Genomic DNA, 24,618 nt, shown 5'->3' on the forward strand with positions numbered 1-24,618 from the left:
CACGGGTTCGGCGCTAACCGCCCAGCCTCTCGCGTTCCCGGCGGGCCGCCGGTGCTTCGAGGCTGTTCGGATAGCCGCTCTCGATCTGGGTGAACAACTGCCGTGCCAGCGCCGTGTTGCCTCGCGTCGCCTCGATCACCCCGCGGCGATAGAGCGCCGCCGGGGCCCGGCCCGAGTTGGGGTAGAGTTCGGTCAGGCGGCGGTACTCCTCGAGCGCGTTCCCGAGGTCCTCGTCGTCCTCGAACGTGCGGGCGAGCATGAACTGGGCATCCGGCGCCAGCTCGTGGCGGGGCCACTGGACCATGAAGTCGCGGAACGCCCCGCGGGCCGACTCGAGGAGCCCCTGATTGAACGTGTCCAGGGCCATCCCGTAGAACTGGGGAGCCTCCTCCGACCCGGAGGTGGAAACCGGGCCGGGGTCGGCGGGCCGGGGGCTTCCCGTCGTGCCTCCCACCGGGGACGGAGCCCCCGCGAGACGCTGATTCTCGTAGATGTCGGCGAGCAACTGGTTGTTCTCGGTGGAGAGCTCGATGTTTTGCTCGACGAGGACCTCCAGGCGGCTCGTTCGCCGCTCCAGCTCCCCTCGTCCGGTCGCATCCCGTCGCTCGCTCGATGTCTCGATGCTGTCGAGACTGCCCCGCATCAGGTCGAGGATGAGACGCTGCCCTTCCTCGAGCGCGCGGATCTCCTCGCGGAGGGCATCCCCCATCTCCTCCACATCCGCCCGGGACGCGCAGGCGGCGGCCGCAACGCCCAACAACACGGCGACCGCCGCCCTGCTCACCTAGATGTCCCCGTCCGTGACTACGAACTCACCGCGGCGGTTCTGGCGCCAGGCCGACTCGTTGCTGCCCGTCGTGAGCGGCCGTTCCTCGCCGAAGGTCACGACATCGAGCCGACCCGCGTCGATCCCGAGGCTGCCGAGGTATTCCATCGCGGCCTGGGCGCGCCTCAAGCCGAGCGCCTGGTTGTACTCGAGCGAGCCGCGCTCGTCGCAATGCCCTTCGATCCTGAGACGGATCTCGGGGTACGCGCGCAGCACGTCGGCCTTGCGCTGGAGGGTTCCGGCGGCGGCGTCGGTGATGTCCGCGACGTTGTAGTCGAAGTGAACCCGGGCCACGATCGCCGCGCCCGCCATCGCGCGCTCGATCTCCGCGGGGGCCGAATCGGCACACGTCGTGCCGGGATAGTCGCGCACGACCTGCTCGAGCAGTGCACGCGCCGTCGTGTAGTCCCGGGACTGCATGGCGGCCATCGCACGCTCGCAGATCCGGTCGGCGGCGGCCTCACGCCGGGAACCATCGTCAACGACCGTCGGCGGCGGGGGGGGGGGCGGGGGCGGGGGAACCGGCTCCGGTTCCGGGTTTCCACTGCACGCCGCTGCCAGCAGCGCGATGACGAGAACAGGAGCAAATCGGTAGCCAAGCCGCATCGAGGTCTCCTTTGTGCGGGTCGCCGAGCCTGAGATTGCCGGAATGTCGCGAACACCACCTGGAGAGGAATACCATCCATGGGTCCGCTTCACCACGGAATTGTAACCTATCGCGGCCCCGTCACGCCGCAACCCGCCGAACCGCCCCTCGTTCACGAGCCGGAAGGGAGCGGCGGCGACCAGTCGGGCAGACCGTCGAGGCGTCCCGCCGTGAGGATGCGGGCCCGCCCCGTCTCGGTATCGAGGATCCAGATCGCGGAGCCCTGCGCGTCCCGCGATGCGAAGACGACGTGTCTTCCATCGGGGGCCCAGCTCGGGTCCTCGCTCTCGCCTCGCCGGGTCAGCATGCGCCGGTCCGTGCCATCGGGGTTGACGGTGAAGATCTGCCACCGACTGTTGCTCAGCGCCGAGTAGGCGATCCGGGCGCCGTTCGGGGACCAGGTCGGTCCGGCCGCGTTCGTGTCTTCCCGCCGCACGTAGATGCTGATCCTGCGCGCGGGTCCCCCCGAGATGCGCCGAACGTAGATCTGGGGTTCATCCGTCGGAGCGGCCTCGTACGCGAACCACGCCCCGTCCGGAGAGAAGCTGGGATTGAGCGCCCGCCCCCGGGCCTCGGTCAGTCGTTCCGCTCCTTCGAAGAGGATGCGCGAACCCCCGCCGACTCCCTCCGCGTAGGCCAGCCGCCCGTCCGTCGCGTAGGCCGGCGACATGAGCAGCGTCCCCGCCGCCACGGTGCGACGGCTGCCCGTGATCAGATTCGCTTCGACGAGCGTGAAGTGCCCGGTCTCGTCCTGGATCGTGTACGCGAGACGCATACCGTCGCGCGAGAAGGCGGGGGAGAAGACGTTCTGTCCGCCGCCGGACAGGCGCTGCGGATTGTGGCCGTCGCTGTCGATGATGAGGATGTGGGAGGACCCGTCGCCGTCCCTCCGCCTGAGGGCGATCCGGGTCGCGGCGATGCCGAGCTGCCCTCCCGCCGCCCACGACACGATCTGGTCGGACACCCGGTGGATGGCCATGCGGAAGTCGTCCGCTTCCGGTTCGGGCAGGCTGAACGCCTGCACGTTGGCGAGGTTCCCATATACCAGATCGTGCAGGCCGACCCGGAGGATGGGGGTCTGCGTCCCCGGCGCGAAGGAAACCTCCGAGGTGACGAGCCACACGGCCCCGAGCTGGTTCCACAGCGCGTAGTTCGGGGGACCGCTCAGAGAGACCGTGTCGGGCAGCTCGAGGATGTCGAACCGGTCCGAATAGTCGAGATCGGTCCGCAGGATCTCGCCGACCGCTTCGGCCAACGCGTCCATCCCCCCGGCCGCGCCTACCGGCGCGATGACCATGCCCGGCACGTAGCCCGGTTCGTACGTGAGCCCGAGACGCACCGCGCCGGCCGGCTCCTGCTCCTGGGCCGAGAGTGGAGCGCCGCACGCGGCGAGGGCCAGGGCCCATGGGGCCCAAGGGGCCCAAGGGGTCCATCGGACCGCGGCGCGCCGGATCGGGGCGGGCGGGATCGCTGCCACGTCAGCGGCCGCTCGGGTCGAAGAAGAAGGAGACGGCCAGCGCGTCGGCCGGGAAATTCTCCGGCAGCGGTCCGAAAGCCTCGGCGAGGCCGGCGGATTCCACGGCGCTCATCGCCACGAGATCGAAGGTCCGGTTCCCCGACCTCGCGACCCAGTCGAGCCCGCTCACCCGGCCGTCGCGGTGAATGATGAAGTAGACCTCCGCCCGCAGGTCGCGGGCCCCCTGCGGCGGCCGCCAGTAACGCTGGATCTGGCGGATGATGTTCTGCTGGTACTCGGGGTAGGCCGAGGCGTCGCCGGCGATCCGGATGCTCCGGATCTCTTCCCCGACCTCCTCGGCCCGGGCGGGTTCCGGCTCGGGCTCGCGCTCGACGGGTGCCTCGGCCTCCACGGTCGGCGTCTCGACCTGGAGCACCGGGTCGGGCGTCGGGTCGGGCGTCGGCGGGCGGTACTCCTCCTCCGCGATCTCCGGGGGCGTCGGGTCGAGCCGGATCGGGGCGTCCTCCGGGGCGGCCGCCACCATGTTGACCCGAACCGCCCGCGGCATCCGCACCGGGCGGAGGGCGGCGTTGCCGAGGAAGACCAGCACCGCCAGGGCTCCGTGCACGCCGAACGAGCCGTACAGGGCCTGCCGGGGCGGCCCCCCGTGGCGACGCTCGCGACGGCGTTCCGGATTCCGGCTCACGGCCGGCGGCGCACTTCGGGCCGGGTCACGATACTCACGATCCCGCCGGCCTCGTCGATGCTTCCCATCACGCGCAGCGCCAGGCGCAGCGCGATATCGCCGTCCGCCTTGATGAACACGTTGTCCGAATCGAAGCGTTCCAGCGCCGCCTCGATCGTGGCGTCGAACTCCTCGTACGTCACGGGAACGTCATCGAGGTAGATCTGCCCCTCCGCGTCGATCGAGACGACGAGCGCATCGGAGGCGCTCAGCGGCCCGGAGGCGGCTTCGGGCACGTCGATCTCGATCCCGCCCTGGAGGATGGGCGCCGTGATCATGAAGATGATGAGGAGGGTGAAGGCGACATCGACGAGGCTCGTGACGCTGATCTCCGCCAACGCTCCGGTCCCGTCCCCCCGCTGTTTGAACCGTCTTCTCATTCCCGGTGCCTCCCCCGCTCCGCCGGCGGCCCGTGGGCCTGGCTCAAACGCGGCCCTCGCGCGCCAGCGATCCCACGAACTCGCTCGCGAACCCCTCCAGTTCCCCCGTGAAGAGACGCAGGCGAGAGGCATAGTGGTTGTATGCGATCACCGCCGGGATCGCGACGGCAAGGCCCGCGACCGTGGTGGTCAGCGCCTCCGCGATGCCCGGCGCGACGGCCGCGATGTTCGCGGACCCCTGGGAGGTGATGCCGATGAACGAGTTCATCACACCCACGACCGTCCCCATGAGACCCAGCAGGGGACTCACGGATCCGATGATCGCCAGCCACGGCAACCCGTGCGAGAGTTCATCCCGTTCCTCGGAGAGACTCTTCTCGAGCGTCAGCCACAGCGCCTCCAGTTGCGTCGAACTCAGACCCTCGCCGACATGGCGGGTCGCGAGGGCCCCCGGACGCAGGTCGGAGAAGAACGCGATCCCTTCCCGGAACACCCTCCTGAACGGGGAATCCTCGAGTTCCCGGAGCGCCTCGTTGAGGTTCGAGAGGTCACCGGATCCCGCCATCGCGAACACGAAGTCGTCGGCCTGCCGGTTCACCGCACGCAACTCGCGGAATTTCCAGATGATGAGGATCCAGGACAGGAGCGAGAAGGCCGCGAGCACGGTGAGGATGACCTTCGTCGGGAGCGTGGCGCCCAGCACCATGTCGAGGGGAGAATCGATGACCCGCTCCGGGAGCTGCTGAACGACCGCCACGACTTCGGCGGCCACGACTTTGGCGGCCACGCTCGCGACCGCCGCCATCACGCGGCCTCCCGGGCGATGAAGTCCCAGGTCTCCCGCAGACCGGCGTCCAGCGAATGGGCCGGGCTCCAGCCGAGGGCCCGTATCTCCGAGCAGTCGAGGCCGTTGTGCATGGGGTCTCCGGGGCGCGCGGGTTCGCGCGCGATCGCCACCGCGCGACCCGCGATCTCGATCATGGCGGTGGCCAGCGCGTTGATGCTCGTGCGCTCTCCCGTACCGACGTTGAAGGCGACGTCGTCCAGCCCGCCGGCCCGGGGGAGGTGGGCGTTCGTCGCGAGGATGTTGGCCGCGGCGACATCCTTCACGAACACGAAGTCCCGCGTCTGCTCGCCGTCGCCGAAGACGACGAGTCGTTCGCCATCGAGGATGCGTCGGGCGAAGATCGCGACCACGCCGGCCTCGCCGTGAGGATCCTGACGGGGGCCGTACACGTTCGCGTAGCGCAGGGCGACGTACTCCAGACCCCGGAGGCGACGGAACGCATCCAGGTAGTGCTCCGAGGCCAGCTTGCTGACGCCATAGGGCGACACCGGCCGCTTCGGCGCCGTGCGGGGGATGGGCAACCCGGCCGCCTCCCCGTAGAGGGCGCCTCCCGACGACACGAACACGAACCGGGAGAGGCCGAACTCGAGAGCGCATTCGAGCAGGTTGAGGAGTCCGTCGACGTTCACGGAGGCGTCGTGACGCGGGCGGGACACCGAGTCGCGAACGTTCGCCTGCGCGGCGTGGTGGTTGACGACATCGAACCCGCCGTCGCGGAAGACCCGGCGGACGCCCTCGTCGCGGATGTCCATTTCGATGAGGTGTACGCCCCGCGGCACGTTGGCGGCGCGCCCGCCGTCCAGATTGTCGAGCGCGGTCACTTCCCAGCCTTGCACCAGGTACGCTTCACAGACGTGAGATCCGATAAAGCCGGCGCCACCCGTCACGAGCACCCTGCCAGGGCTCATCCACTCTCTCCTGACTTCCCCACCCGTTCCACTGTCCCCGGGGCCTGCGAACGGGATCCGCCTCCGGGATCCGCCTCAGTCCGTGCCCTCGCGCGTCCGTCGAGATCCGGCCGCCCGGGCCGCCAGCGAGTCTACACTAGCAGCCCGCGGCGCCCCCCCGCTACCGGCCGCCAGCCATGGTTCCAGCGCACGAAGGCACGCGTCGCCCCCGGGCTGTTCGGCCAGCCACCGGATCGCCCGCGTCGGGCCGTGCAGAAGCTTGTTCAGCGCGGCGCGACTCGCCAGCCGCAGGGCTTCGTCCGCGTCCGCGTCGCGGGGCCCCGCCGGGCGCCCGGCCAGTCCGTCCGACACGAGGCGGCGGGCGGTGTCGCGCAGCGCCCGCACCGCCGGGTCGGCTCGCCGGCTGCGGTGCCACGCCCAGTACTTGCCGACGTGCCGCTCGATGATCGCGTCGGCCCGTTCACGTTCGAACTCGCGCGCCGCGCGGGCCCGGTCCACGACTCGGCGGAGGTCGTCGATGTTGTAGAGGAAGACATCGCCGACATCGCCCGCCCGCGGATCGACGTTGCGGGGGACGGCGATGTCGAGGATGAGGAGCGGCGTCCCGCCGGTCCCTCGACGCCGGACGTGCTCCTCCCGCACGAAGGCGGCTTCGGACTCGGTACACGTCACCATGAGATCCACGCGATGCAGGCTCTCCAGCGCCGGCGCGCGCCCCAGGGGGAGGGCGTCGAACGGCCGGCCCGCGCGTTCGGCCCGGGCGGGATTGCGGCTCGCCATGAAGATGCGGCGGGCGCCCTCCCTCCTCAGGCACCTCACGGTGAGCCGTCCCATCTCGCCGGTGCCGAGGACGAGGACGGTCCGGTCCTCGAGAGAGCCGAACACCTTGCGGGCGAGGCTTACGGCGGCGGCCGGAATGGAGGTCACGCCGCCCGCGATCGCCGTCCCGGCCCGCACCCGACCCCCGACGCCGAGCGCTGACTGAAAGAGGCGATGAAGGACGGGCCCGGCGGCCGTCGGCTGCCCCTCGCGGTAGGCGCCCCGCACCTGTCCCTGGATCTGCGGTTCGCCGACGATGAGTGATTCCAGCCCGCTCGTGACCCGGAACAGGTGCCGCACGGCCCGTTCCCCGCCCAGCGTTCTCAGGTAGGCTGCCCCCTCGGCCCCGAGACCCGAGGCGCGGCACAGCGCCTCCCGCGCGATCGCGTCGAGTTCGTGGCCGCCGCTTCCGGCCAGATAGCACTCGGTGCGGTTGCATGTCGAGAGGACGACACATTCCGAGACGCCCGGCGTGGCGACGAGGCCCTCGACCCACTCGGCCATCCGCTCGTGCCCCAGCGCGAAGCGCTCGCGGACATCGATCGGCGCGGTCCTGTGGCTCACGCCGACGACGAGCAGCGTGTCGGCCGGAGGGCGCGCGCCCTCCGCCCCGGGGCGGCTCCGCGAACCCGTCACAGGAAGAACTCCGTGGCCGGCCCGAGCACCCGGAGGGCGACGAACCCGACACCGCTGGCCACGCACGCGACCACCGAGACCCGCGCCGGCCGGAGCCCGAACCCGCGCGTCCGGCGGCGGGCGCCCAGGGCCGCGGCGTACACGACCCACGTCAGGAGGCCGAAGGCCACGTCCGAGTCCCCCAGCGCCAGGCCGCGCCCGAACGTGAGGGAGAGGCTCCACCCCGCCAGCAGCCCGATCGCAAGTGCGGAAAGCCCGCCGGCGAGTCCGATCCGATTCATCCGGTCCAGACTCTCGAGCGAGGGGAAGAAGCGGAACACGTTACCGAAATCCTTCCTCTTGAGAGCGCGAAACTGAAACAGATACATCACGGCGGCGACGGAGGCGAGCAGCAGGCTGGCGTAGCCGCCGAACACGAGGAGGACATGGGCCACCAGCCACGGCCCCCGCAGGCGCGGATCGGCCAGGGTCGGCGCAAGTCCCGCAACGAGGCTCGCCGCAAGCAACGCGATCACCATGGGCAGGACCAGGAGGCCCACCGACCAGCGTTCGCGCGAGCGACTCGCGAGCAGGAATCCCGTGGCGAGGGCGAACGCGAGGAAGGCGGAGGCGGGTCCGAAGCCGGACAGCGGCGGCGTTCCGTACGTGAACCAGAACGCGAGCAGCGCCGCCGAATGGAGGCACACCGCCCCGATGGCAAGGACGCCCGAAGGAGGACGGCGCACCGCACCGCCTCCCCTGAAATCGGCGATCTGAAGCAGCCAGGCGCCCGCGTACGAGGCGAGGGCGGCGGTCAGGAGGATCCGGGTGAACATGCCGGGGGGTCGACGCCGCGTCTCCGGACGGTCAGAAGGGGAGGTCGTCCTCCCCCGCCACCGACTGGTTCGAGAACTCCGAGAAGTCCGACCTCGCCGGCCCCGCCTCCGTGCTCGAGTGGCTCTCCCGGCCGCCGCCGCCGCTCCCGAGCATGATCATCTCGAGCGCGCGGATCTCGGTCGTGTAGCGCGTCTGGCCATCCTGCCCTTCCCACTGGCGGTATTCGATCCGCCCTTCGACGTACACGCGATCTCCCTTGCTCAGATACCGCTCGCAGATTTCGGCGAGCTTGTCCCAGCAGACCACGCGATGCCATTCCGTCTTCTCCTGCGCCTCGCCGGCCCGACTCGTCCAGCGTCGGCTCGTCGCCACGGAGAGCGTTGCGACCCGCGTCCCCGCGTTCGTGGACCGAACCTCGGGGTCCGCCCCCAGGTTCCCGATGAGTGTGGCCTTGTTCAGACTGCGCGCCATCTTCCGCCTCCCGGATGATCGATCGAGTGTTCCGCCGGACCTTCGCCGGACAATAGATGAGGTCTTCGAAGGTTCCGAAAGAGGATCAACGGACCAGCAACCGGCGCATGGTCAGCGCGTCCTCGGTCGGGCCCGCGTAGTACGCCGGGTGCCGTCCAACGACCTCGAAGCCGCAGCTGCGGTAGAGGCCCTGCGCGCCGCGGTTTCCTTCGCGCACTTCCAGGAAGATCTGCCGCGCCCCGCGCGACCGCGCCTCCGCGAGGACCGCTTCCACCAGGCGGGCCCCGATGCCGCGGCGGCGCTCGACCGGGTCGACGGCGAGGTCCCCCAGTTCTCCCTGTGGGCCGGCGAACCACACGGCGGCGTACCCCACGACCCGCTCGCCTTCGTCGACCGCCGAAAAGAGACAGGCGTCGCGGCGCCGCAGGAGGTTTCGGAACGTCTGCGCGGACCACGGCGCGGCGAAGCTCGCTTCCTCGATCGCGACCACCTGCGGAAGGTCGGCCGCGGCGAGCCGCCGGATCCGGGGCGGCGGCTTACCGGCGTCCACCGTGGCGCCCGCCCTGGCGTTCGGCCTGGCGGTGGGCCTGGCGTTCGGCGCCGGGACTCCGGACGTACCGCGGCTCCCACAACTCGATGTCGTCCACGCGGCCCTGGGGGATCCTCTCGGCGAGCCAGAGCAGCGCCGCCGCCCGCGGCACCCCGAGAAAGGCCGGGAGGACGCTTCCCCCGCGCGCCTCGATCCGGGCCCGCTGGCGGATCGCCCCCTCCCCGGCGAAGGACCAGGCGGCCGGGTCGTCGAGCCGGTCCAGCCACGCCTCGATGGCGCACGCCGCGGGCCCGAGGACCGGACCGTCCAGCCCGCCGCTCCGGTACGCAGCCCCATACACCTCGCCGCGGCGGGCGTCGAACAGCGCGCACACCCGCTCGCGCCCCGCGGAGGCGGCGACGGAGCGCAGGCTGGAGTAGGCATGGAGCGGCACGTCCCGCGCGTGACACCAACCCTTCGCGAGCGCCGCCGCGATCCGCACCCCCGTGAACGAGCCGGGACCCGCGCCGATCACGAGGCGCTCGACCCGGCCGGCGTCAACGCGGGCACGCGCGAGGAGGCGCGCCACTTCGTCGAGCACCGTCTCCGAATGCGTGGCCCGGACCGCGAGCGCGCACTCCGAGATCAACTCGTCGCCGCGCCCGAGGGCGATGCTCCCCAGCCGCGTACTCGTCTCCAGCGCCAGCGTCAGCACGAGGGCGCCCGGGCCGCCCTAGCGTGAAGAGCGGGGTCCGGGATGGGAGGGGCGTCCCCCAGCGCCCGCGCCGTGACGTTCCGCATCGCTCCGCCCGCGGCGAACTCGAGCCGGACCTCCCACCTGTCGGGCGGGAGTTGCCCGCCCGCTCGCTCCGCCCACTCGACGAAGACCGCGCCCGGGTGGGACTCGAGTTCCTCCCAGCCCAGCCCCGGCAGCTCCGACGCGTCGCGGATGCGGTACAGGTCCGCGTGGGCGACGGCCCCCCGGTCTCCCTCGTACCAGTGGACGAGCGTGTAGGTCGGACTCGTGACGGGGTCGCGCACGCCGGCCCCGGCGCACGCCGCCTGCGCGAGACGCGTCTTCCCGGCCCCCAGCGGTCCGAGGAGCGCGACGAACACGGTCTCGCGAGCGGCGGTCTCCCCGAGTGCACGCCCCCAGCGGACGAGCCCCGCCTCGTCGAGGACCGCCGGTCTCATGCCGGATCCGCCGCGGAAGCCGGCACCCCGGGGGCACGCGCTCGCGCCTTGCCACCGATCCGCGCGCGAATCTCGAACAGCTCGTCCCGCAGACGCGCCGCGGTCTCGAAGTCGAGCGCGGCGGCGGCGGCGCGCATGTCCTTCTCGATGACGTCGGCCAGCTCCTCCGCCGACAGTTTCTCGTACGCTCCCTCCCGCTCGAAGACCGCCGGTTGCGCCTCGCGCGCGTCGGCGACCGCGGTCGAGAAGCGGATCTCCCGCACGGACTTCACGATGGAGCGGGGCTCGATCCCGTGCTCCTGGTTGTACGCCGCCTGCACCTCCCGCCGCCGCGCGGTCTCGTCCATCGCCCGGCGCATGGAGTCCGTCACGCGATCCGCGTACAGGATCGCCTTGCCCGCGATGTGGCGGGCCGCCCGCCCCATCGTCTGCACGAGCGATCGGTCCGAGCGCAGGAACCCCTCCTTGTCCGCGTCGAGGATCGCCACGAGAGAGACCTCCGGGAGATCGAGCCCCTCCCGCAACAGGTTGATCCCGACGAGGACATCGAACGTCCCGAGCCGCAGGTCGCGGAGGATCTTCACCCGATCGATCGTGGCGATGTCGGAGTGCAGGTAGCGGACCCGCACTCCGCGCATGGCCAGGAATTCCGACAAGTCCTCCGCCATCCGCTTGGTCAGCGTCGTCACGAGCACCCGCTCGCGCCGTTCCGTCCGGCGGCGAATCTCGCCCAGCAGGTCATCCACCTGCCCGCGAACCGGCCGCACCTCGACCGCGGGATCGAGCAGGCCCGTGGGCCGGATCAACTGTTCCACGACCACGCCGTCGCTCTTCCGGAGTTCGTACCCGCCCGGCGTCGCGCTGACGAAGATCACGCGTGGCACGATTTCCTCCCATTCCTTGAAGGAAAGCGGCCGATTGTCGAGTGCCGATGGCAGCCGGAAGCCGAACTCGACCAGCGTCCGCTTGCGGCTGCGGTCGCCCTCGTACATGGCGCCGATCTGGGGGATCGAGACATGGGACTCGTCCACGACCACCACATAGTCGTCCGGAAAGTAGTCGAGGAGACAGTAGGGACGCTCGCCCGGCGCCCGCCGGTCGAGGTGCCGACTGTAGTTCTCTATGCCCGGGCAGAAGCCCACCTCCGTGAGCATCTCGAGGTCGAAGCGGGTTCGCTGCTCGATCCGCTGCGCCTCGAGCAGCCTGCCCTCGCGCCGCAGGTGGAGCAGACGCTCCTCCAGTTCCACGTAGATCGCCTCGCGGGCCTCCTCCAGCCGGTGGCCCAGCGTGGCGTAGTGGGTGGCGGGAAAGATCGACGTCTCGGGCAGGCGCGTGATCGTGACCCCGGTCATCGGATCGATCTTCGAGATGCGCTCGATGACGTCACCCCAGAGTTCGATCCGCACGCCCTGCTCCTCGTACGCCGGGAGGACCTCGATGACGTCACCCCGCACCCGGAAGGTCCCGCGCACGAAGTCGAGGTCGTTGCGTGAATACTGGACCTGTACGAGCGAAGAGAGGATCTCGCGCCGCGAGATCTCCTGTCCCTCGCGCAACGTGAGCATCAGTTCCCGGTAGCCGGCCGGGTCTCCGAGTCCGTATATGGCGGAGACAGAGGCGACGACGATCACATCGCGCCGTTCCATGAGCGAGGACGTGGCGCGCAGCCGAAGGCGATCGATGTCCTCGTTTATCGACGCGTCTTTCTCTATGTATGTATCCGTGGCCGGCACGTAGGCTTCCGGCTGATAATAGTCATAGTAAGAGATGAAATATTCGACCGCATTGCGCGGAAAGAACTGTCGCAGTTCACCATAGAGCTGCGCGGCGAGCGTCTTGTTGTGGCTCATGACGAGCGCCGGACGGTTGACCTCGGCGATCATCGCCGCCAGCGTCACGGTCTTGCCGCTCCCCGTCACCCCGAGCAGCGTCTGCCACTTCTCGTCGCGGCGCACGCCGTCCGCCAGCTCGCGGATCGCGGCGGGCTGGTCCCCCATCGGCTCGAACGGAAGCTGAAGATCGAAACTGGGCATAGTGGTACTCGAGTCGCTACTCGAGCGTGAGGTCGCTCTCGCCGAAGGATTCCTTGCGCTCGACCGAGAGCACGCCTTTCACGCCCTGCACCTGGCGCATGACCTTCTGCAGGTGGCTGAGGTTCTCGACCTCCACGACGAACTGGCCCCGCATCCCGCCCTCGACGCCCTTGATGTCGGCCGACTGAATGTTCGTGCCCGTGTCGCTCACGGCGCGCGCGATGTCCGCGAACAGGCCGTGACGGTCCGTCCCCTCCATGATGATCCGCACGAGGAAGCGGCGCTGGCCGTGCTCCTCCCATTCGATCTCGACCCGGCGCTCCGGGGCGTTCGAGAGGTTGAGTACGTTGGGACAGTCCTGCCTGTGGATGGAAACGCCCCGCCCGCGCGTGATATAGCCGATGACCCTGTCGCCGGGGACCGGCTGGCAGCACTGGGAGTAGCGGACCATGAGGTTGTCCATCCCCTGGATCCGGATCCCCTTCCCCGCTCCGCCCCAGACCTTGTCCACGAGCTTGTTGAGGGGACTTGGCGTCTTCTCCGGCACTTCGGGCACGGCTTCGGGGAGGATCGCCCGGATCACGCGCGTGAGTCCGACATCCCCGCGCCCGGTGGCCGCATAGAGGGCATTGGGCGTGTCGTACCCGAGCCTCCCGCACGCCTTCCGGATCGCCGCTTCGTCGACCTTCCCGCGTCGGCGGCGCCTCCACTCGCGCTGCACGATTCCCTTGCCGAGACGGATGGCCGACTCCTCCTCTTCCCGACGAATCCATTGCCGGATCTCGTGCCGCGCCTTGCTGCTGCGGACGAAGCCGAGCCAGTCCCGGCTCGGCGACTGGGAGTCAGACGTGAGGATGTGGACCGTATTTCCGTTTCGCAGCGGCCGGCTGAGCGGCGCGATCCTCTCGTTCACCCTCGCTCCGGCGCAGTGGAGCCCGATCTCGGTATGGACCGCGAAGGCGAAATCGATCGGGGTCGCCCCCTTCGGCAGCTGCTTCACGTCGCCGGCCGGGGTGAAGACGAAGATCTCGTCCTGGAAGAGGTCGATGCGGAGGAACTCCATGAACTCCTCCGGCTCGCGCGTCTCCTGCTGCCACTCGAGCACCTGCCGGAACCACGCGAGTTCGTCGTCGACCTCGTCCCCCGGCCGGCCCTCCTTGTAGCGCCAGTGCGCCGCGATCCCGTACTCGGCGGTGCGGTGCATCTCGTGCGTGCGGATCTGGATCTCGTACAGGGCGCCGCCGCGGCCGAAGATCGTCGTGTGCAGACTCTGGTACATGTTCGACTTCGGCGTGGCGATGAAGTCGTGGAAGCGCTCGGTGAGCGGAGTCCACTTGTTGTGCACGATCCCCAGCGCGTGGTAGCAGTCCCGCACGGAGTCCACCAGGATCCGCATCGCCAGCGTGTCGTAGACCTCCTCGTACGGTGCGTCGCGCTTGATCATCTTGCCGTAGATGGACCACAGGTGCTTGGGACGGCCCGTGACCTCGCAGCGGATCCCCGCGGCCGCCAGTTCGGCCCCCAGCGGCTCCTCCATGCTCCGGATCAGTCCCTCGCGCTCCCTGCGGGTGGCCTTGACCTCCCCCACGAGCTGCCGGTAGCCGTCGGGTTCCAGGAACTTGAAGGCGAGGTCCTCGAGCTCCCACTTGATCCGGGCGACCCCGAGACGGTGGGCCAGCGGTGCGTAGATCTCGCGCGTCTCGAGGGAGATCCGCTCGCGGGCGCCCGCCGGCAGGTGCTCGAGCGTCCGCATGTTGTGGAGGCGGTCCGCGAGCTTGACCAGGATCACGCGCGCGTCGCGCGCCATGGAGAGGAGGAGCTTGCGGTAGGTCTCGACCTGGCGCTCGGCCATCGAACCGAACGCGAACAGCGATATCTTGGTGAGGCCGTCCACGATCATGGCGATCTCGTCGCCGAACTCGGTCCTGATCTCGTCCAGCGTCGTATCCGTGTCCTCGACCACATCGTGGAGCAGCGAGGCGGCGAGGCTCACGGTGTCGAGCCGGATCTCGATGAGGATCTTGGCCACCTCGACACAGTGGCGGATGTAGTCCTCGCCGGAGCGACGCTTCTGGCCTTCGTGTTTCTCGAGGCTGTACTGGAACGCCAGCGCCAGAAGATCGAGGTCGAGTCGATCCTCGTACCCCGCGATCGCCTTCATGAAGTCTTCGGGCAGCAGCGAACGCGGGCCCGCTCCCGGCGCGGCCCGGCCGGCTGCCTGCTTGACGCTGCTCTCCACGCTTCGCGCTCCGATCGTGCGAAGTCACGCCCTGCTCGCTCCGATAACCTTTCAAGGTAGCGGAGGGACGCAACTTCGGCGCGCCCCTTCGGCACGCCGCCGTAGCGCGGGCTAGCAGACGCCGCGTTCGCGGAGGCTGACGTATCCGCGGTCGCCGAGGATGACGTGGTCCCGGACGGGGATCCCCAGCAGCCGGCCGCTCTCGACGAGTTGGCAGGTGACGGCGATGTCCTCGGGCGAAGGCTCCGGGTCGCCGCTCGGGTGGTTGTGGGCGAGGATCACGGAAGCGGAGGCCGCCGCGATCGCCGGCGCGAACACCTCCCTGGGGTGGACGAGCGAACTGTTCAGGAGCCCGACGGTGAGGCGGCGCTCGAGCAGGACCTGGCTCTGCGTGTTCAGGTAGATGACCCAGAACTCCTCCTGCCGGCGGTCGCGCAGCAGGGGGCCGAGACGCCCGAACACGTCGGCAGGGCTACGGATGCGCGCGCTGGCGCGCGCGGGCTCCGCCGCGAGACGCCGGCCCAGCGCGAGCGCGGCGGCCACCGCGGCCGAACGGGCGGGGCCGATCCCCGCGGTCTTCTCGAGTGCGGCGGATTCCGCCCTCCCCATCTCGCGCAGCGAGCCGCCGAAGGCGGTGAGCAGGCCGCCCGCCACGTCCACCGCCGAGCGCCCTATGGCGCCGGCCCCGAGCACGACCGCGAGCAGTTCGGTCGTCGAGAGCGCGTCGGCGCTGAAGCGGCGCAACCGCTCCCGCGGACGTTCGCTGGCCGGGAGTTCCAGGATCTTCGGAGCCATGCGAAATGTATCGCGGCGCGCATGAATCCCGTCTCAACTGCGGGGTAAGGCAAGGCATATCGTCCTCGGGGCCGGTGGCCCGTCCGCGCGCGATCGCGCAGGTTGCGGGCTCGCTGGCGGCCATGGGCCAACCAGCCAGCCGGGGCCGAAGCCGTTCGCTCGAGGGCGCGGGCTCCGGAGCCCGGTCTCAACACCGTCAGGAGGATCGATGAAATCAGGATGGCGCGGTGTCGCCGCCGCCACGACCCTCTCCCTCGCAACCGCGCTCGCTTCCTGCGGGCCGCCCCCGGCCATGCCCCCTGTTCCCCTCCGCGGGCCGCTCCGGCTCCGGCTGGTACCGCCCGAAGGCCAGGTATCCCGCTACGCCTACTCCATGGAAACGAACATGGAGAATCCGATGATGCCCTCGACCGGCCCTCTCATGACCATGCGCTTTCATCAGACGCAGACGGTCCTGAGCGTGGAGCACGAGGTCATTCGATCCCGGGGGACGATCGACTCGACCGCCACGACGATGGCTATGGCCATGCCGGGGATGGACATCTTTCCGGACTTCTCCGGGAGCGTCTTCACAACGGAAATGGACACGCGTGGCAGACTCCTTGGCGTCGTCGACACCGAGGGCCTGCCGGTTGATGCCGGGGTGAGCCTGGAGAGCATGTTCGAGGAGTCGAACTACTTCGTGCTGCCCGAGGAGGAGGTCAGCCCGGGGGATTCCTGGACGCTCGACGCGCCGATGAGTCTACCGATGGGGCCCGACGGAACGGTGTCCATGGATGTGGAACTCACGTACTCGTTCGTCAGCCTGGAGGGTAGCCTCGCAACCCTCTCGTTCGAGGGTCCGATCGACATGAGTCTGGACGTGGGGGGCATGGGGATGAGCGGCAGCGGGACCGTGACCGGAACGACGGTCGTGGACCTGGCGGAGGGCCGATACCAGAGCCAGACGAGCCGGATGAACCTCGACATGAGCGTGGCCGGGATGTCGATGAAGACGAGTTCGACGACCACACTCGAACTGTTACCGGATCGATAACACCCGATCGTGAAGAACGAGTGGCACCCCGGAGCCCGCACGTGCAGGTTGCGGGCGCCCGACGGCGGAGGCCGAAGGAGAACGGGGCCGCTACCGGAATCCCAGTACCTTGAGGAGGACCAGTGAAATCAGTTCGGCGCGGTGCCGGCACCGCCACCATGATCGCCCTCGCCTTCGCTCTCCCCCTGAGCGGGCAGTCGCTCCTCCGGCTCGCCCCGCCCGAGGGCCAGGTGAATCTCTACGTCTACTCCATGGAAATGAGCATGCAGAATCCGATGATGCCCATCTCCATGACGCTCCGCGCGCATCAGACGCAGACGATCCTGAGCGCGACGGACGAGGTCATTCGTGCGCGCACGGCGATCGACTCGTCCACGATGACGGTGAGCACGCCCGGGGGGCCCCCGGCGCCGGATCTCTCGGGAAGGGCCTTTACGATCGAGATGGACCCGCGCGGCCGGATGCTGAACGTCGCTGCCGACGATGCCGCGGGCGACGACGCCGAGGCGGTGGCGGAGGGTTTGTTGGAGAGTTCGAACTTCTTCTGGCTACCCGAGGCCGAGGTCGCCGCGGGGGATTCCTGGACGGATATCGTGCCGGTCCCCCTGTCCATGGGGTCCATGGGCGGACCGGCGGCGACCATGGAGGTGGAGTTCACGTACACCTTCACCAGCCTGGAAGACGGTCAGGCGACGATCACGTTCACGGGCCCCGTGGAGTCGAGTCTCGACATGGGCGGGATGCCGGTGAGCGTCAGTGGGGAGCTGAGCGGGTCGCTCGTCGTGGATGTGGGCGAGGGCAGGTATGTGCGTCAGGAGAGCCGGCTGAGCGTCGAAATGGGGATGGGGGGCATGGCCATGCCGGTGGAGACGACCACGACACTCGAACTCGTGACCGATCCGACCTAGGGCGACCTCATCGGCAACACGATGCGGGAGGCATGCATCGCGTTGCGCTGGACCGACAGATCCGGGACGCTTCCGTTGCGCGGGTAACGCAGGAAGGTGTCCGCGTCCGCGCCGGCGAGGGCGACCCGGATCCTGTGGCCCGCCCGGATCAGGACCGAGGTCGCCCACAGATCGAAGCTCAGTTCGGCGACCTCGCCTGGCACCAGCGGCAGGGCGTCCGCGCGTGACTCGCCGCGGTGCGGCCCGTACTTCCGGTACAGCGGCGGGTCGTCGGTCACCGCCCGCATCATCCCGCGGAGCTGTCCCTCGGTGAGGTACCGCACCGTCCCGTCCGGGGCGACATCCTCCAGATAGACGAGAAACGCGCCGTCCGGTTCCGTCGAAGCCAGGTGCAGGGTGACCACCGGGTGGCCGGTGATCTCGGTGTCGACCGCGAAGGGCGCGCTCGTGTAGGTCAACAGCTTCTCGTCCTCGGCCCGCCGGTCGCCGTACACGACATCGCCGCCCCCGCCGTTCGTGTACCAGCGGTTCCGGATTCCCGTCGTGGCCGTGAAGTCGACCGTGTAGCGGTCCTCCCCCGCTTCCGAGGCGGGAGCTTCGGTCGAAAGCGCGCCGTCCTCGCGGAAGTACCACGTCACGTCGTCAAAACCCTCGGGGGGCCAGGTCTCCGTGCGCGTCCAGCGGTCGGCGCCGAGGGTGTAGTAGTGGACCTCGGTCGGCGTCTCTCCGGACCCGTCTTCCTTCAGGTGTGCGTCGAAGAACGCGACGAGTTCCGCGAACCGCGTCGCGGCGTCGGGGTCGACGGGCGTGTCCACCGGCCTGAAGGGGTCGGTGTCGTTGCTGGCGCCGTGATCCCACGGGCCGATGAACACCTGCTGCGCGTTCGAGATCGTGTTGTAGCGGCCGAGGGTGCCGTTCACGGTCGCGGCGTCCTGCCAGCCGACCCGGATGAACATCGCCACGCCCGATTCCTCGATCTGCGGCAGGTGGCCGGAGGGGCTGCGCCGGTGCCCGACGTTCGTCTCGCCGTAGGGGCCGAAGGGATCGTCGCGGAACTCGTACTCCAGCGCCGCCTCGAAGGGCACAGTGTTGGCCTGGTGGTCCGCGACTGCCGCCGCGAGCAGGGACCCGTCGTGGTCGGCGTCGACCGGCTTCACCCCGGTCACGCGGCCGAGCACGTCGTCGCACGCCGGCCCGGTCGCGTCCGAAAGACCGCACATGTCGTTCAGGTCCTGCATGCGGGTGCGGTCCGACCAATCCTCGAGGAAGCCGACCGTGAGGACGCCGCCGGGGAAGATGAGGTGGCCGAAGTTGTCGAAGTCGTTGAACAGCGGCGCGACCGCCTTCACGACGGGATTCCCGTTGACGGCCAGCATCTCGGCCGTGTTGCCGGCGTAGGAGACCCCGTACGCCCCCACCCGTCCGTTGGACCAGGGCTGGGCCGCGATCCAGTCCGCGACCTCTCCGTAGTCGCGCACCTCGTCCTCGGCCAGTTCGAAGCGGCGGATCCCGAACGAAGCCCCGCTTCCCCGCCCGTCGACGAGGACGAGCGCGTAGCCGGCTCCGTTCCAGCGCTCCGCCTCGGTGAAGTTCGCGGTCTCCTCGAGGGGTATGCCGACCTCGTCCCGGGCGCGCCAGTAGCGGGTCGCCCGGATCATGGCGGGCAGGCGGTCGCCGGGCTCGATGCCGTCCGGAAGCCAGACGTCGACCGCGATGCGCACCCTGTCGCGCATCGGGATGTGGAGGGCCTGGTTGCGGACGAGCGCGCTCACCGGGGCCGCGCTCGCCCCCTCATCGCCGGCTGTCGACGCCCCCTCCCCGCAGGCGAAGCTGGCCAACGAGGCCAGAAGGACGCCGCGGAGGATCGTCTCTCGCGTCACCAGGCGATCGCGTGACCGTCACGGCGCGGGTCCGAGCCGCCGGCGAGGGCACCCGTCTCTGCATCGCGGTACACGCCCTGCACGCCGCCCGGGTTGCCGGGCTCGACCAGGTAGTGGCCGCGATCCGCCAGCTCCCCGTACACCTCGGGCGGGAACCCCGCCTCCAGATACGAGACCGAGTCCTCCGGAATCGGCGTCAGGCCCCCACCCCGGTTGATGCACATCCGCGGCGAGGCGATCGCAAGCTGCATGTCCATCCCCCCGACGGTGAGCTTGGTGATCACCTGCCCCACCGTCTGGGGGATCGTGTAGCCGCCCGCGGCGCCGACGGCGGCGACGAGGTTGCCGTCCTTCATGACGACGCACGGCGTCATCACGCCCTTCGCCTTCTGGCCGCCCTCGAGGTGGTTGACGTGGCCTTCCTCGAGCACGAAACCGAACATGTGGCCGTTATTAAGGAAGATCCCGGTATCGCCCGCGATCACGCCACTCCCGTACACCGCGACCAGCGACTGGGTGAACGCTACCGCGTTACCCCACCGGTCGGCGGAGGAAAGGCTCGTCGTCCCGTAGAATGGGAGTGGCGCCCCGGAGAAGGAGGCGACGCGGGTGGGGTCGATCTTCGCACGCTGCTCGTCCGCGTACGCCTTCGAGATGAATCGGTCGACCGGGATGTCCACATCCTCCTTGCCGGTGTTGTACTGGTCGTCATCCATCAGGGCCAGCTTGTAGGCCTCGAGCCAGAGGTGAGCGAACTCGGATCCGTACAGGTCCATGTTCGCGAGGTCGAAGCCGTCCATGACGTTGAGCGCCTGGAACATCGACATGCCGCAAGATCCGGGCGGCATCGCATACAGGTCGTGGCCCTGGAAGGTGGTCGTGATCGGCTCCCTCCATTCGACCTCGAACGATTCGAGATCGGCCTTCGTCATGTGACCGCCATTCTCGGCCAGGAACGAGACGATCCTGTCCGCGATCTCGCCCTTGTAGAAGTCGTCCGCGCCTTCCCGGGCGAGGCGTCGCATGCTCGCCGCGAGTTCGGGCTGCTTGATGATCTCGCCCATGCGTGGCGGACGGCCATTCGGGAACAGGACTCGCGTGCTCGACGGGAAGTTGCCGAGCTTGTCCGCGCTCCCGGCGGTGTGGATCTGGTCGAACTTCGAGATGACGAAGCCGTCCTCGGCGAGCTGAATCGCGGGCTCGAATACGTCGCCCAGACTCATCGTACCGTAGCGCTCGAGGGCTGCGGCCCAGCCCTTGAAGGCCCCCGGTACGATCGGCGCCTTGTAGCCCATGTCGAAGTCGCCGAGCGTCATGTTGTCGGGCGATGAGGCGGCGGGCGCCCGGCCGAGCGCGTCGAGTCCAACGACGCGGTTCTCCTCGGCCAGATAGATGAGCATGAAGCCGCCGAAACCGCCGATCCCCGACATATAGGGCTCGGAGACGTTCAGCGTGGCGGCCGCGGCCACGATGGCGTCGATCGCGTTGCCGCCTCGCATCATGATGGTGGTGCCGGCCAGCGATGCGTAGTAGTCCGCCGCGGCCGTCACGCCACGCGCGCCCCACACGGTCCCGTGCGCGGGCCCGAGCAAGCCCGGGACATTCGATTCGCCAGCGGGCCCCCACTGCCCGATGCCGTCCGGCGGGGCGGCGGCCGTCTCGGGGGCGCGACAGCCGATGAGGCTCGATCCGGCGGCCGCCGCGGCGGAGGTGGCGAGGAAGTCTCGGCGTCTCATGGGACGACTCCTGGGTAGGGGGATGGCAACTCTTGATCCTAGACCCGGGGTTGCCCGGCGCTCAAGACCCCGACCGCGCGGGGTCAGCCGCGCCACCGACCAACGCGCGCAAGTCTCACCAGGCGATGGCGTGGCCGTCCCGCCGCGGGTCCGAGCCGCCGGCGAGGGCGCCGGTCTCCGCGTCGCGGTACACGCCCTGCACGCCGCCCGGGTTGCCGGGTTCCGCCAGGTTATGCCCCCGGTCCGCCAGCTCCCCGTATACCTCGGGCGGAAATCCCGCCTCGAGATAGGTGACGGAGTCCTCCGGGATCGGCGTCCGCCCGCCGCCCCGGTTGAGGCACATGCGCGGGGAAGCGATCGCGAGCTGTATGTCCATCCCGCCCGTGGTCAGCTTGGTGATCACCTGTCCGACGGTCTGCGGGATCGTGTAGCCGCCCGCGGCGCCCACGGCCGCGACGAGGTTGCCGTCTTTCATCACGACGCAGGGTGTCATCACGCCCTTCGCCTTCTGGCCGCCCTCGAGGTGGTTGACGTGCCCTTCCTCGAGCACGAAGCCGAATGTGTGGCCGTTGTTGAGGAAGATCCCGGTGTCGCCCGCGATCACACCGCTCCCGTAGCCGCTCACGAGCGACTGCGTGAAGGCGACCGCGTTCCCCCAGCGGTCGGCCGAGGAGAGGCTCGTCGTCCCGAAGAACGGGAGCGGGGCCCCGGCGAACGAGGCGATGCGCGCGGGGTCGATCATCGCCCGCTGCTCGTCCGCGTACTCTTTGGAGATGATCATGTCGACCGGGATATCGGCGTCTTCCTTCCCCGTGTTGTACCGGTCGTCGTCGATGAGGGCGAGTCTGTACGCCTCGAGCCACAGGTGGGCGAACTCCGACCCGTACAGATCCATGTTCGGAAGGTCGAAACCGTCCATGATGTTGAGGGCCTGGAACATCGACATCCCGCACGAGCCCGGCGGCATCGCGTACAGATCGTGGCCCTGGAACGTCGTCGTGATCGGTTCCTTCCATGTGACGTCGAACGATTCGAGGTCGGCCTTCGTCATGTGGCCGCCGTTTTCCTGCAGGAAGGTGACGACGCGGTCTCCGAGTTCGCCCTTGTAGAAGTCGTCCGCGCCCTCCCGCGCGAGGCGGCGCATGCTCGCGGCGAGGTCGGGCTGCTTGATGATCTCGCCCATGCGCGGCGGACGTCCGTTGGGGAAGAAGACGCGCGTCGTCGAGGGGAAGCGGCCAAGCTTCTCGGCGGCGGCGCCGTTCGTGTGGATCTCGTCGAAGCGCGAGACGACGAAACCGTCTTCGGCGAGCTGGATCGCGGGCTCGAACACGTCGCCGAGGTTCATCGTGCCGTGGCGCTCGAGCACCGCGGCCCAGCCCTTGAAGGCCCCGGGGACGATCGGGGCCTTGTAGCCCATCTCGAAGTCATCGAGCGTCATCGTGGCGGGAGATGACGCGGCGGGCGACCTGCCGAGCGCGTCCAGTCCGACGACGCGGTTCTCCTCGGCCAGATAGATGAGCATGAAGCCGCCGAAGCCGCCGATTCCGGACATGTAGGGCTCGGACACGTTCAGCATGGCGGCCGCGGCCACGATGGCGTCCACCGCGTTCCCGCCCTGCATCATGATCGTCGTGCCGGCGAGCGACGCGTAGTAGTCGGCGGCGGCCGTCACGCCCCGTGCGCCCCAGACGGTCCGGTGCGCGGGCCCGAGCAGGCCGGGGACGTTCGAATCGCCGGCGGGGCCCCACTGCCCGCCCGCGGTGGCGGTCGCGCTCGCAGTCTCGGGAGGACGGCAGCCGATGAGGCTGGAGCCGGCGGCGGCGGCGGCGGAGGTGGCGAGGAAGTCTCGGCGTCTCATGGGACGGCTCCTGGGCAGGGGGGTTCGCGGAACCTTGATCCTAGACCCGGAGTTGCTCGCCGTTCAAGACCCCCGTGGCCGTCTCACCAGGCGATGGCGTGACCGTCGCGACGCGGATCCGACCCGCCGGCGAGGGCGCCGGTCTCCGCATCCCGGTACACGCCCTGCACGCCGCCAAGGTTGCCGGGCTCGGCCAGGTAGTGGCCGCGGTCGGCCAGCTCCTCGTAGACCTCGGGCGGGAATCCCGCCTCCAGATAGGTGACGGAGTCCTCCGGGATCGGCGTCCGGCCGCCGCCCCGGTTGACGCACATGCGCGGCGACGCGATCGCCAACTGCATGTCCATGCCCGCGACCGCGAGCTTCGTGATCACCTGCCCCACCGTCTGCGGGATCGTGTAGCCGCCCTGCGCCCCCACCGCCGCGAAGAGGTTCCCGTCCTTCATCATGATGCACGGCGTCATCACGCCCTTCGCCCGCTTGCCGCCCTCGAGGTGGTTCACGTGCCCTTCCTCCAGCACGAAGCCGAACATGTGGCCGTTGTTGAGGAAGATCCCCGTGTCGCCCGCGATCACGCCGCTCCCGTACCCGTTGACGAGCGACTGCGTGAAGGCGACCGCGTTCCCCCACCGGTCCGCCGTGGAGAGGCTCGTCGTCCCGAAGAACGGGAGCGGGGCTCCGGAGAAGGAGGCGACGCGGGCGGGATCGATCCTGGCCCGCTGCTCATCGGCGTATTCCCTGGAGATGATCATGTCGACCGGGATCTCCACGTCTTCCTTCCCGGTGTTGTACCGGTCGTCGTCCGCGAGAGCCAGCTTCATCGCCTCGAGCCACAGGTGCACGAACTCCGACCCGTACAGGTCCATGTTCGCGAGGTCGAAGCCGTCCATGATGTTGAGCGCCTGGAACATCGACATGCCGCACGAACCCGGCGGCATGGCATAGAGATCGTGCCCCTGGAAGGTCGTCGTGATCGGCTCCCTCCACTCGACCTCGTAGCCCTCCAGGTCGGCCTTCGTCATGTGGCCGCCGTTCTCGGCCAGGAAAGCGACGATGCGGTCGGCGAGTTCGCCCTTGTAGAGGTCGTCCGCCCCTACGCGGGCGAGGTGCCGCATGCTCGCGGCGAGTTCGGGCTGCTTGATGATCTCGCCCATGCGGGGCGGGCGGCCGTTCGGGAAGAACACGCGCGTCGTTGACGGGTAGCGGCTCAGTTTGTCCGCGCTCGACGCCGTGTAGCGCTCGTCGAACTTCGAGATGACGAAGCCATCCTCGGCGAGCTGGATGGCGGGTTCGAACACGTCGCCCAGGCTCATCGTGCCGTAGCGCTCGAGCGCGGCGGCCCAGCCCTTGAAGGCCCCGGGCACGATCGGGGCCTTGTAGCCCATCGCGAAGTCGTCCAGGGTCATCGTGGCGGGCGACGAGGCGGCGGGGGAGCGGCCGAGCGCGTCCAGCCCGACGACGCGGTTCTCCTCGGCCAGATAGATGAGCATGTAGCCGCCGAAGCCGCCGATCCCGGACATGTAGGGGTCGGACACATTCAGGGTGGCACACGCGGCGATCAGCGCGTCGATGGCGTTCCCGCCCCGCATCATGGTCATCGTGCCGGCGAGGGACGCGTAGTAATCGGAGCAGGCCGTCACGCCCGTCCGGCCCCACACGGTCCCGTGCGCGGGCCCGGCCAGGCCGGGGACGTGCGAGTAGTCGCCGGAACCCCACTGCCCGGAGGTGACGGGCGGGGCGGCGGAGGTCTCGGGGGGCCGGCAGGCGACGAGGCTCGAACCGGCGGCGGCCGCGGCGGAGGTGGCGAGGAAGTCTCGGCGTTTCATCGGACGGCTCCTGGGCAGGGGGGATCGCGGACCTTGA

The 24,618-nt window shown here is 69.5% G+C and carries 22 protein-coding genes; 2 read left to right on the plus strand and 20 right to left on the minus strand.

The annotated features are described in order from the left end of the window. Nucleotides 1–13: 13 nt before the first annotated feature. From ACPXY0_RS09410 to radC, 16 genes are all read right to left on the minus strand, one after another. Nucleotides 14–784, minus strand: a complete 771-nt coding sequence (locus ACPXY0_RS09410) for a tetratricopeptide repeat protein (protein WP_423924260.1) — start codon at nucleotides 782–784, stop codon at nucleotides 14–16. Continuing rightward, a complete protein-coding gene (locus ACPXY0_RS09415; RefSeq protein WP_423924262.1) occupies nucleotides 785–1,432 on the minus strand; it encodes an OmpA family protein in 648 nt (215 codons plus the stop codon). Between the two features lie 152 nt (nucleotides 1,433–1,584). Then, a complete protein-coding gene (locus ACPXY0_RS09420) occupies nucleotides 1,585–2,811 on the minus strand; it encodes a hypothetical protein (protein ID WP_423924264.1) in 1,227 nt (408 codons plus the stop codon). A gap of 139 nt (nucleotides 2,812–2,950) precedes the next feature. Beyond that, nucleotides 2,951–3,634, minus strand: coding sequence for a TonB C-terminal domain-containing protein (locus ACPXY0_RS09425; protein WP_423924266.1), 684 nt, complete (start codon nucleotides 3,632–3,634; stop codon nucleotides 2,951–2,953). Beyond that, nucleotides 3,631–4,053: an ExbD/TolR family protein gene (locus tag ACPXY0_RS09430; protein WP_419942160.1), complete on the minus strand. Its 423-nt coding sequence runs from the start codon at nucleotides 4,051–4,053 to the stop codon at nucleotides 3,631–3,633. The genes ACPXY0_RS09425 and ACPXY0_RS09430 overlap by 4 nt, the downstream gene beginning before the upstream one ends. 43 nt (nucleotides 4,054–4,096) lie before the next feature. Continuing rightward, entirely contained in the window at nucleotides 4,097–4,858 is a 762-nt protein-coding gene (locus ACPXY0_RS09435) for a MotA/TolQ/ExbB proton channel family protein (RefSeq protein WP_423924269.1), read from the minus strand. Continuing rightward, nucleotides 4,858–5,808: an NAD-dependent epimerase/dehydratase family protein gene (locus tag ACPXY0_RS09440; RefSeq protein WP_423924271.1), complete on the minus strand. Its 951-nt coding sequence runs from the start codon at nucleotides 5,806–5,808 to the stop codon at nucleotides 4,858–4,860. The genes ACPXY0_RS09435 and ACPXY0_RS09440 overlap by 1 nt, the downstream gene beginning before the upstream one ends. Nucleotides 5,809–5,883: 75 nt before the next feature. Next, complete coding sequence (gene hemA / locus ACPXY0_RS09445) at nucleotides 5,884–7,263, minus strand: glutamyl-tRNA reductase (protein WP_423924273.1); 1,380 nt, start codon at nucleotides 7,261–7,263, stop codon at nucleotides 5,884–5,886. Next, nucleotides 7,260–8,078, minus strand: coding sequence for a cytochrome c biogenesis protein CcsA (gene ccsA, locus ACPXY0_RS09450; protein WP_423924275.1), 819 nt, complete (start codon nucleotides 8,076–8,078; stop codon nucleotides 7,260–7,262). Before ccsA ends, hemA begins: the two co-directional genes overlap by 4 nt. 31 nt (nucleotides 8,079–8,109) lie before the next feature. After that, the gene (locus ACPXY0_RS09455) at nucleotides 8,110–8,550 is read right to left on the minus strand and encodes a single-stranded DNA-binding protein (protein ID WP_419942165.1); all 441 of its coding nucleotides are present in this window, start codon (nucleotides 8,548–8,550) and stop codon (nucleotides 8,110–8,112) included. Nucleotides 8,551–8,635: 85 nt separating this feature from the next. Beyond that, nucleotides 8,636–9,100, minus strand: coding sequence for a ribosomal protein S18-alanine N-acetyltransferase (gene rimI / locus ACPXY0_RS09460; protein WP_423924278.1), 465 nt, complete (start codon nucleotides 9,098–9,100; stop codon nucleotides 8,636–8,638). After that, entirely contained in the window at nucleotides 9,087–9,794 is a 708-nt protein-coding gene (tsaB, locus tag ACPXY0_RS09465) for a tRNA (adenosine(37)-N6)-threonylcarbamoyltransferase complex dimerization subunit type 1 TsaB (RefSeq protein ID WP_423924280.1), read from the minus strand. The genes rimI and tsaB overlap by 14 nt, the downstream gene beginning before the upstream one ends. Next, nucleotides 9,788–10,273, minus strand: a complete 486-nt coding sequence (gene tsaE / locus ACPXY0_RS09470; protein WP_423924282.1) for a tRNA (adenosine(37)-N6)-threonylcarbamoyltransferase complex ATPase subunit type 1 TsaE — start codon at nucleotides 10,271–10,273, stop codon at nucleotides 9,788–9,790. Before tsaE ends, tsaB begins: the two co-directional genes overlap by 7 nt. Next, on the minus strand, nucleotides 10,270–12,306 hold the full coding sequence (uvrB, locus tag ACPXY0_RS09475; protein WP_423924284.1) for an excinuclease ABC subunit UvrB: 2,037 nt from the start codon (nucleotides 12,304–12,306) through the stop codon (nucleotides 10,270–10,272). The genes tsaE and uvrB overlap by 4 nt, the downstream gene beginning before the upstream one ends. Nucleotides 12,307–12,322: 16 nt before the next feature. Then, a complete protein-coding gene (locus ACPXY0_RS09480) occupies nucleotides 12,323–14,545 on the minus strand; it encodes a RelA/SpoT family protein (RefSeq protein WP_423924286.1) in 2,223 nt (740 codons plus the stop codon). A 111-nt stretch (nucleotides 14,546–14,656) separates the two neighbouring features. After that, complete coding sequence (radC, locus tag ACPXY0_RS09485) at nucleotides 14,657–15,340, minus strand: RadC family protein (protein ID WP_419942171.1); 684 nt, start codon at nucleotides 15,338–15,340, stop codon at nucleotides 14,657–14,659. Between the two features lie 208 nt (nucleotides 15,341–15,548). Between radC and ACPXY0_RS09490 the strand changes: the two genes are divergently transcribed. Both ACPXY0_RS09490 and ACPXY0_RS09495 read left to right on the plus strand, forming a co-directional pair. Further along, the gene (locus tag ACPXY0_RS09490; RefSeq protein ID WP_423924288.1) at nucleotides 15,549–16,376 is read left to right on the plus strand and encodes a DUF6263 family protein; all 828 of its coding nucleotides are present in this window, start codon (nucleotides 15,549–15,551) and stop codon (nucleotides 16,374–16,376) included. A gap of 122 nt (nucleotides 16,377–16,498) precedes the next feature. Continuing rightward, nucleotides 16,499–17,284, plus strand: coding sequence for a DUF6263 family protein (locus ACPXY0_RS09495; RefSeq protein ID WP_423924290.1), 786 nt, complete (start codon nucleotides 16,499–16,501; stop codon nucleotides 17,282–17,284). Here the strand turns inward: ACPXY0_RS09495 and ACPXY0_RS09500 are convergent. The 4 genes from ACPXY0_RS09500 to ggt (ACPXY0_RS09515) all read right to left on the minus strand — a co-directional run bounded on the left by ACPXY0_RS09500 (nucleotide 17,281) and on the right by ggt (ACPXY0_RS09515) (nucleotide 24,581). Continuing rightward, a complete protein-coding gene (locus tag ACPXY0_RS09500) occupies nucleotides 17,281–19,164 on the minus strand; it encodes a CocE/NonD family hydrolase (RefSeq protein WP_423924292.1) in 1,884 nt (627 codons plus the stop codon). The two genes, ACPXY0_RS09495 and ACPXY0_RS09500, sit on opposite strands and share 4 nt — an antisense overlap. Then, complete coding sequence (gene ggt / locus ACPXY0_RS09505) at nucleotides 19,161–20,900, minus strand: gamma-glutamyltransferase (RefSeq protein ID WP_419942175.1); 1,740 nt, start codon at nucleotides 20,898–20,900, stop codon at nucleotides 19,161–19,163. Before ggt (ACPXY0_RS09505) ends, ACPXY0_RS09500 begins: the two co-directional genes overlap by 4 nt. Before the next feature lie 115 nt (nucleotides 20,901–21,015). After that, nucleotides 21,016–22,758: a gamma-glutamyltransferase gene (gene ggt / locus ACPXY0_RS09510; protein ID WP_423924295.1), complete on the minus strand. Its 1,743-nt coding sequence runs from the start codon at nucleotides 22,756–22,758 to the stop codon at nucleotides 21,016–21,018. Nucleotides 22,759–22,841: 83 nt separating this feature from the next. After that, the gene (gene ggt, locus ACPXY0_RS09515) at nucleotides 22,842–24,581 is read right to left on the minus strand and encodes a gamma-glutamyltransferase (RefSeq protein ID WP_423924297.1); all 1,740 of its coding nucleotides are present in this window, start codon (nucleotides 24,579–24,581) and stop codon (nucleotides 22,842–22,844) included. Nucleotides 24,582–24,618 lie beyond the last annotated feature (37 nt).

Origin of the sequence: Candidatus Palauibacter sp., from assembly GCF_965237495.1 — a bacterium.
GTDB lineage: Bacteria > Gemmatimonadota > Gemmatimonadetes > Palauibacterales > Palauibacteraceae > Palauibacter.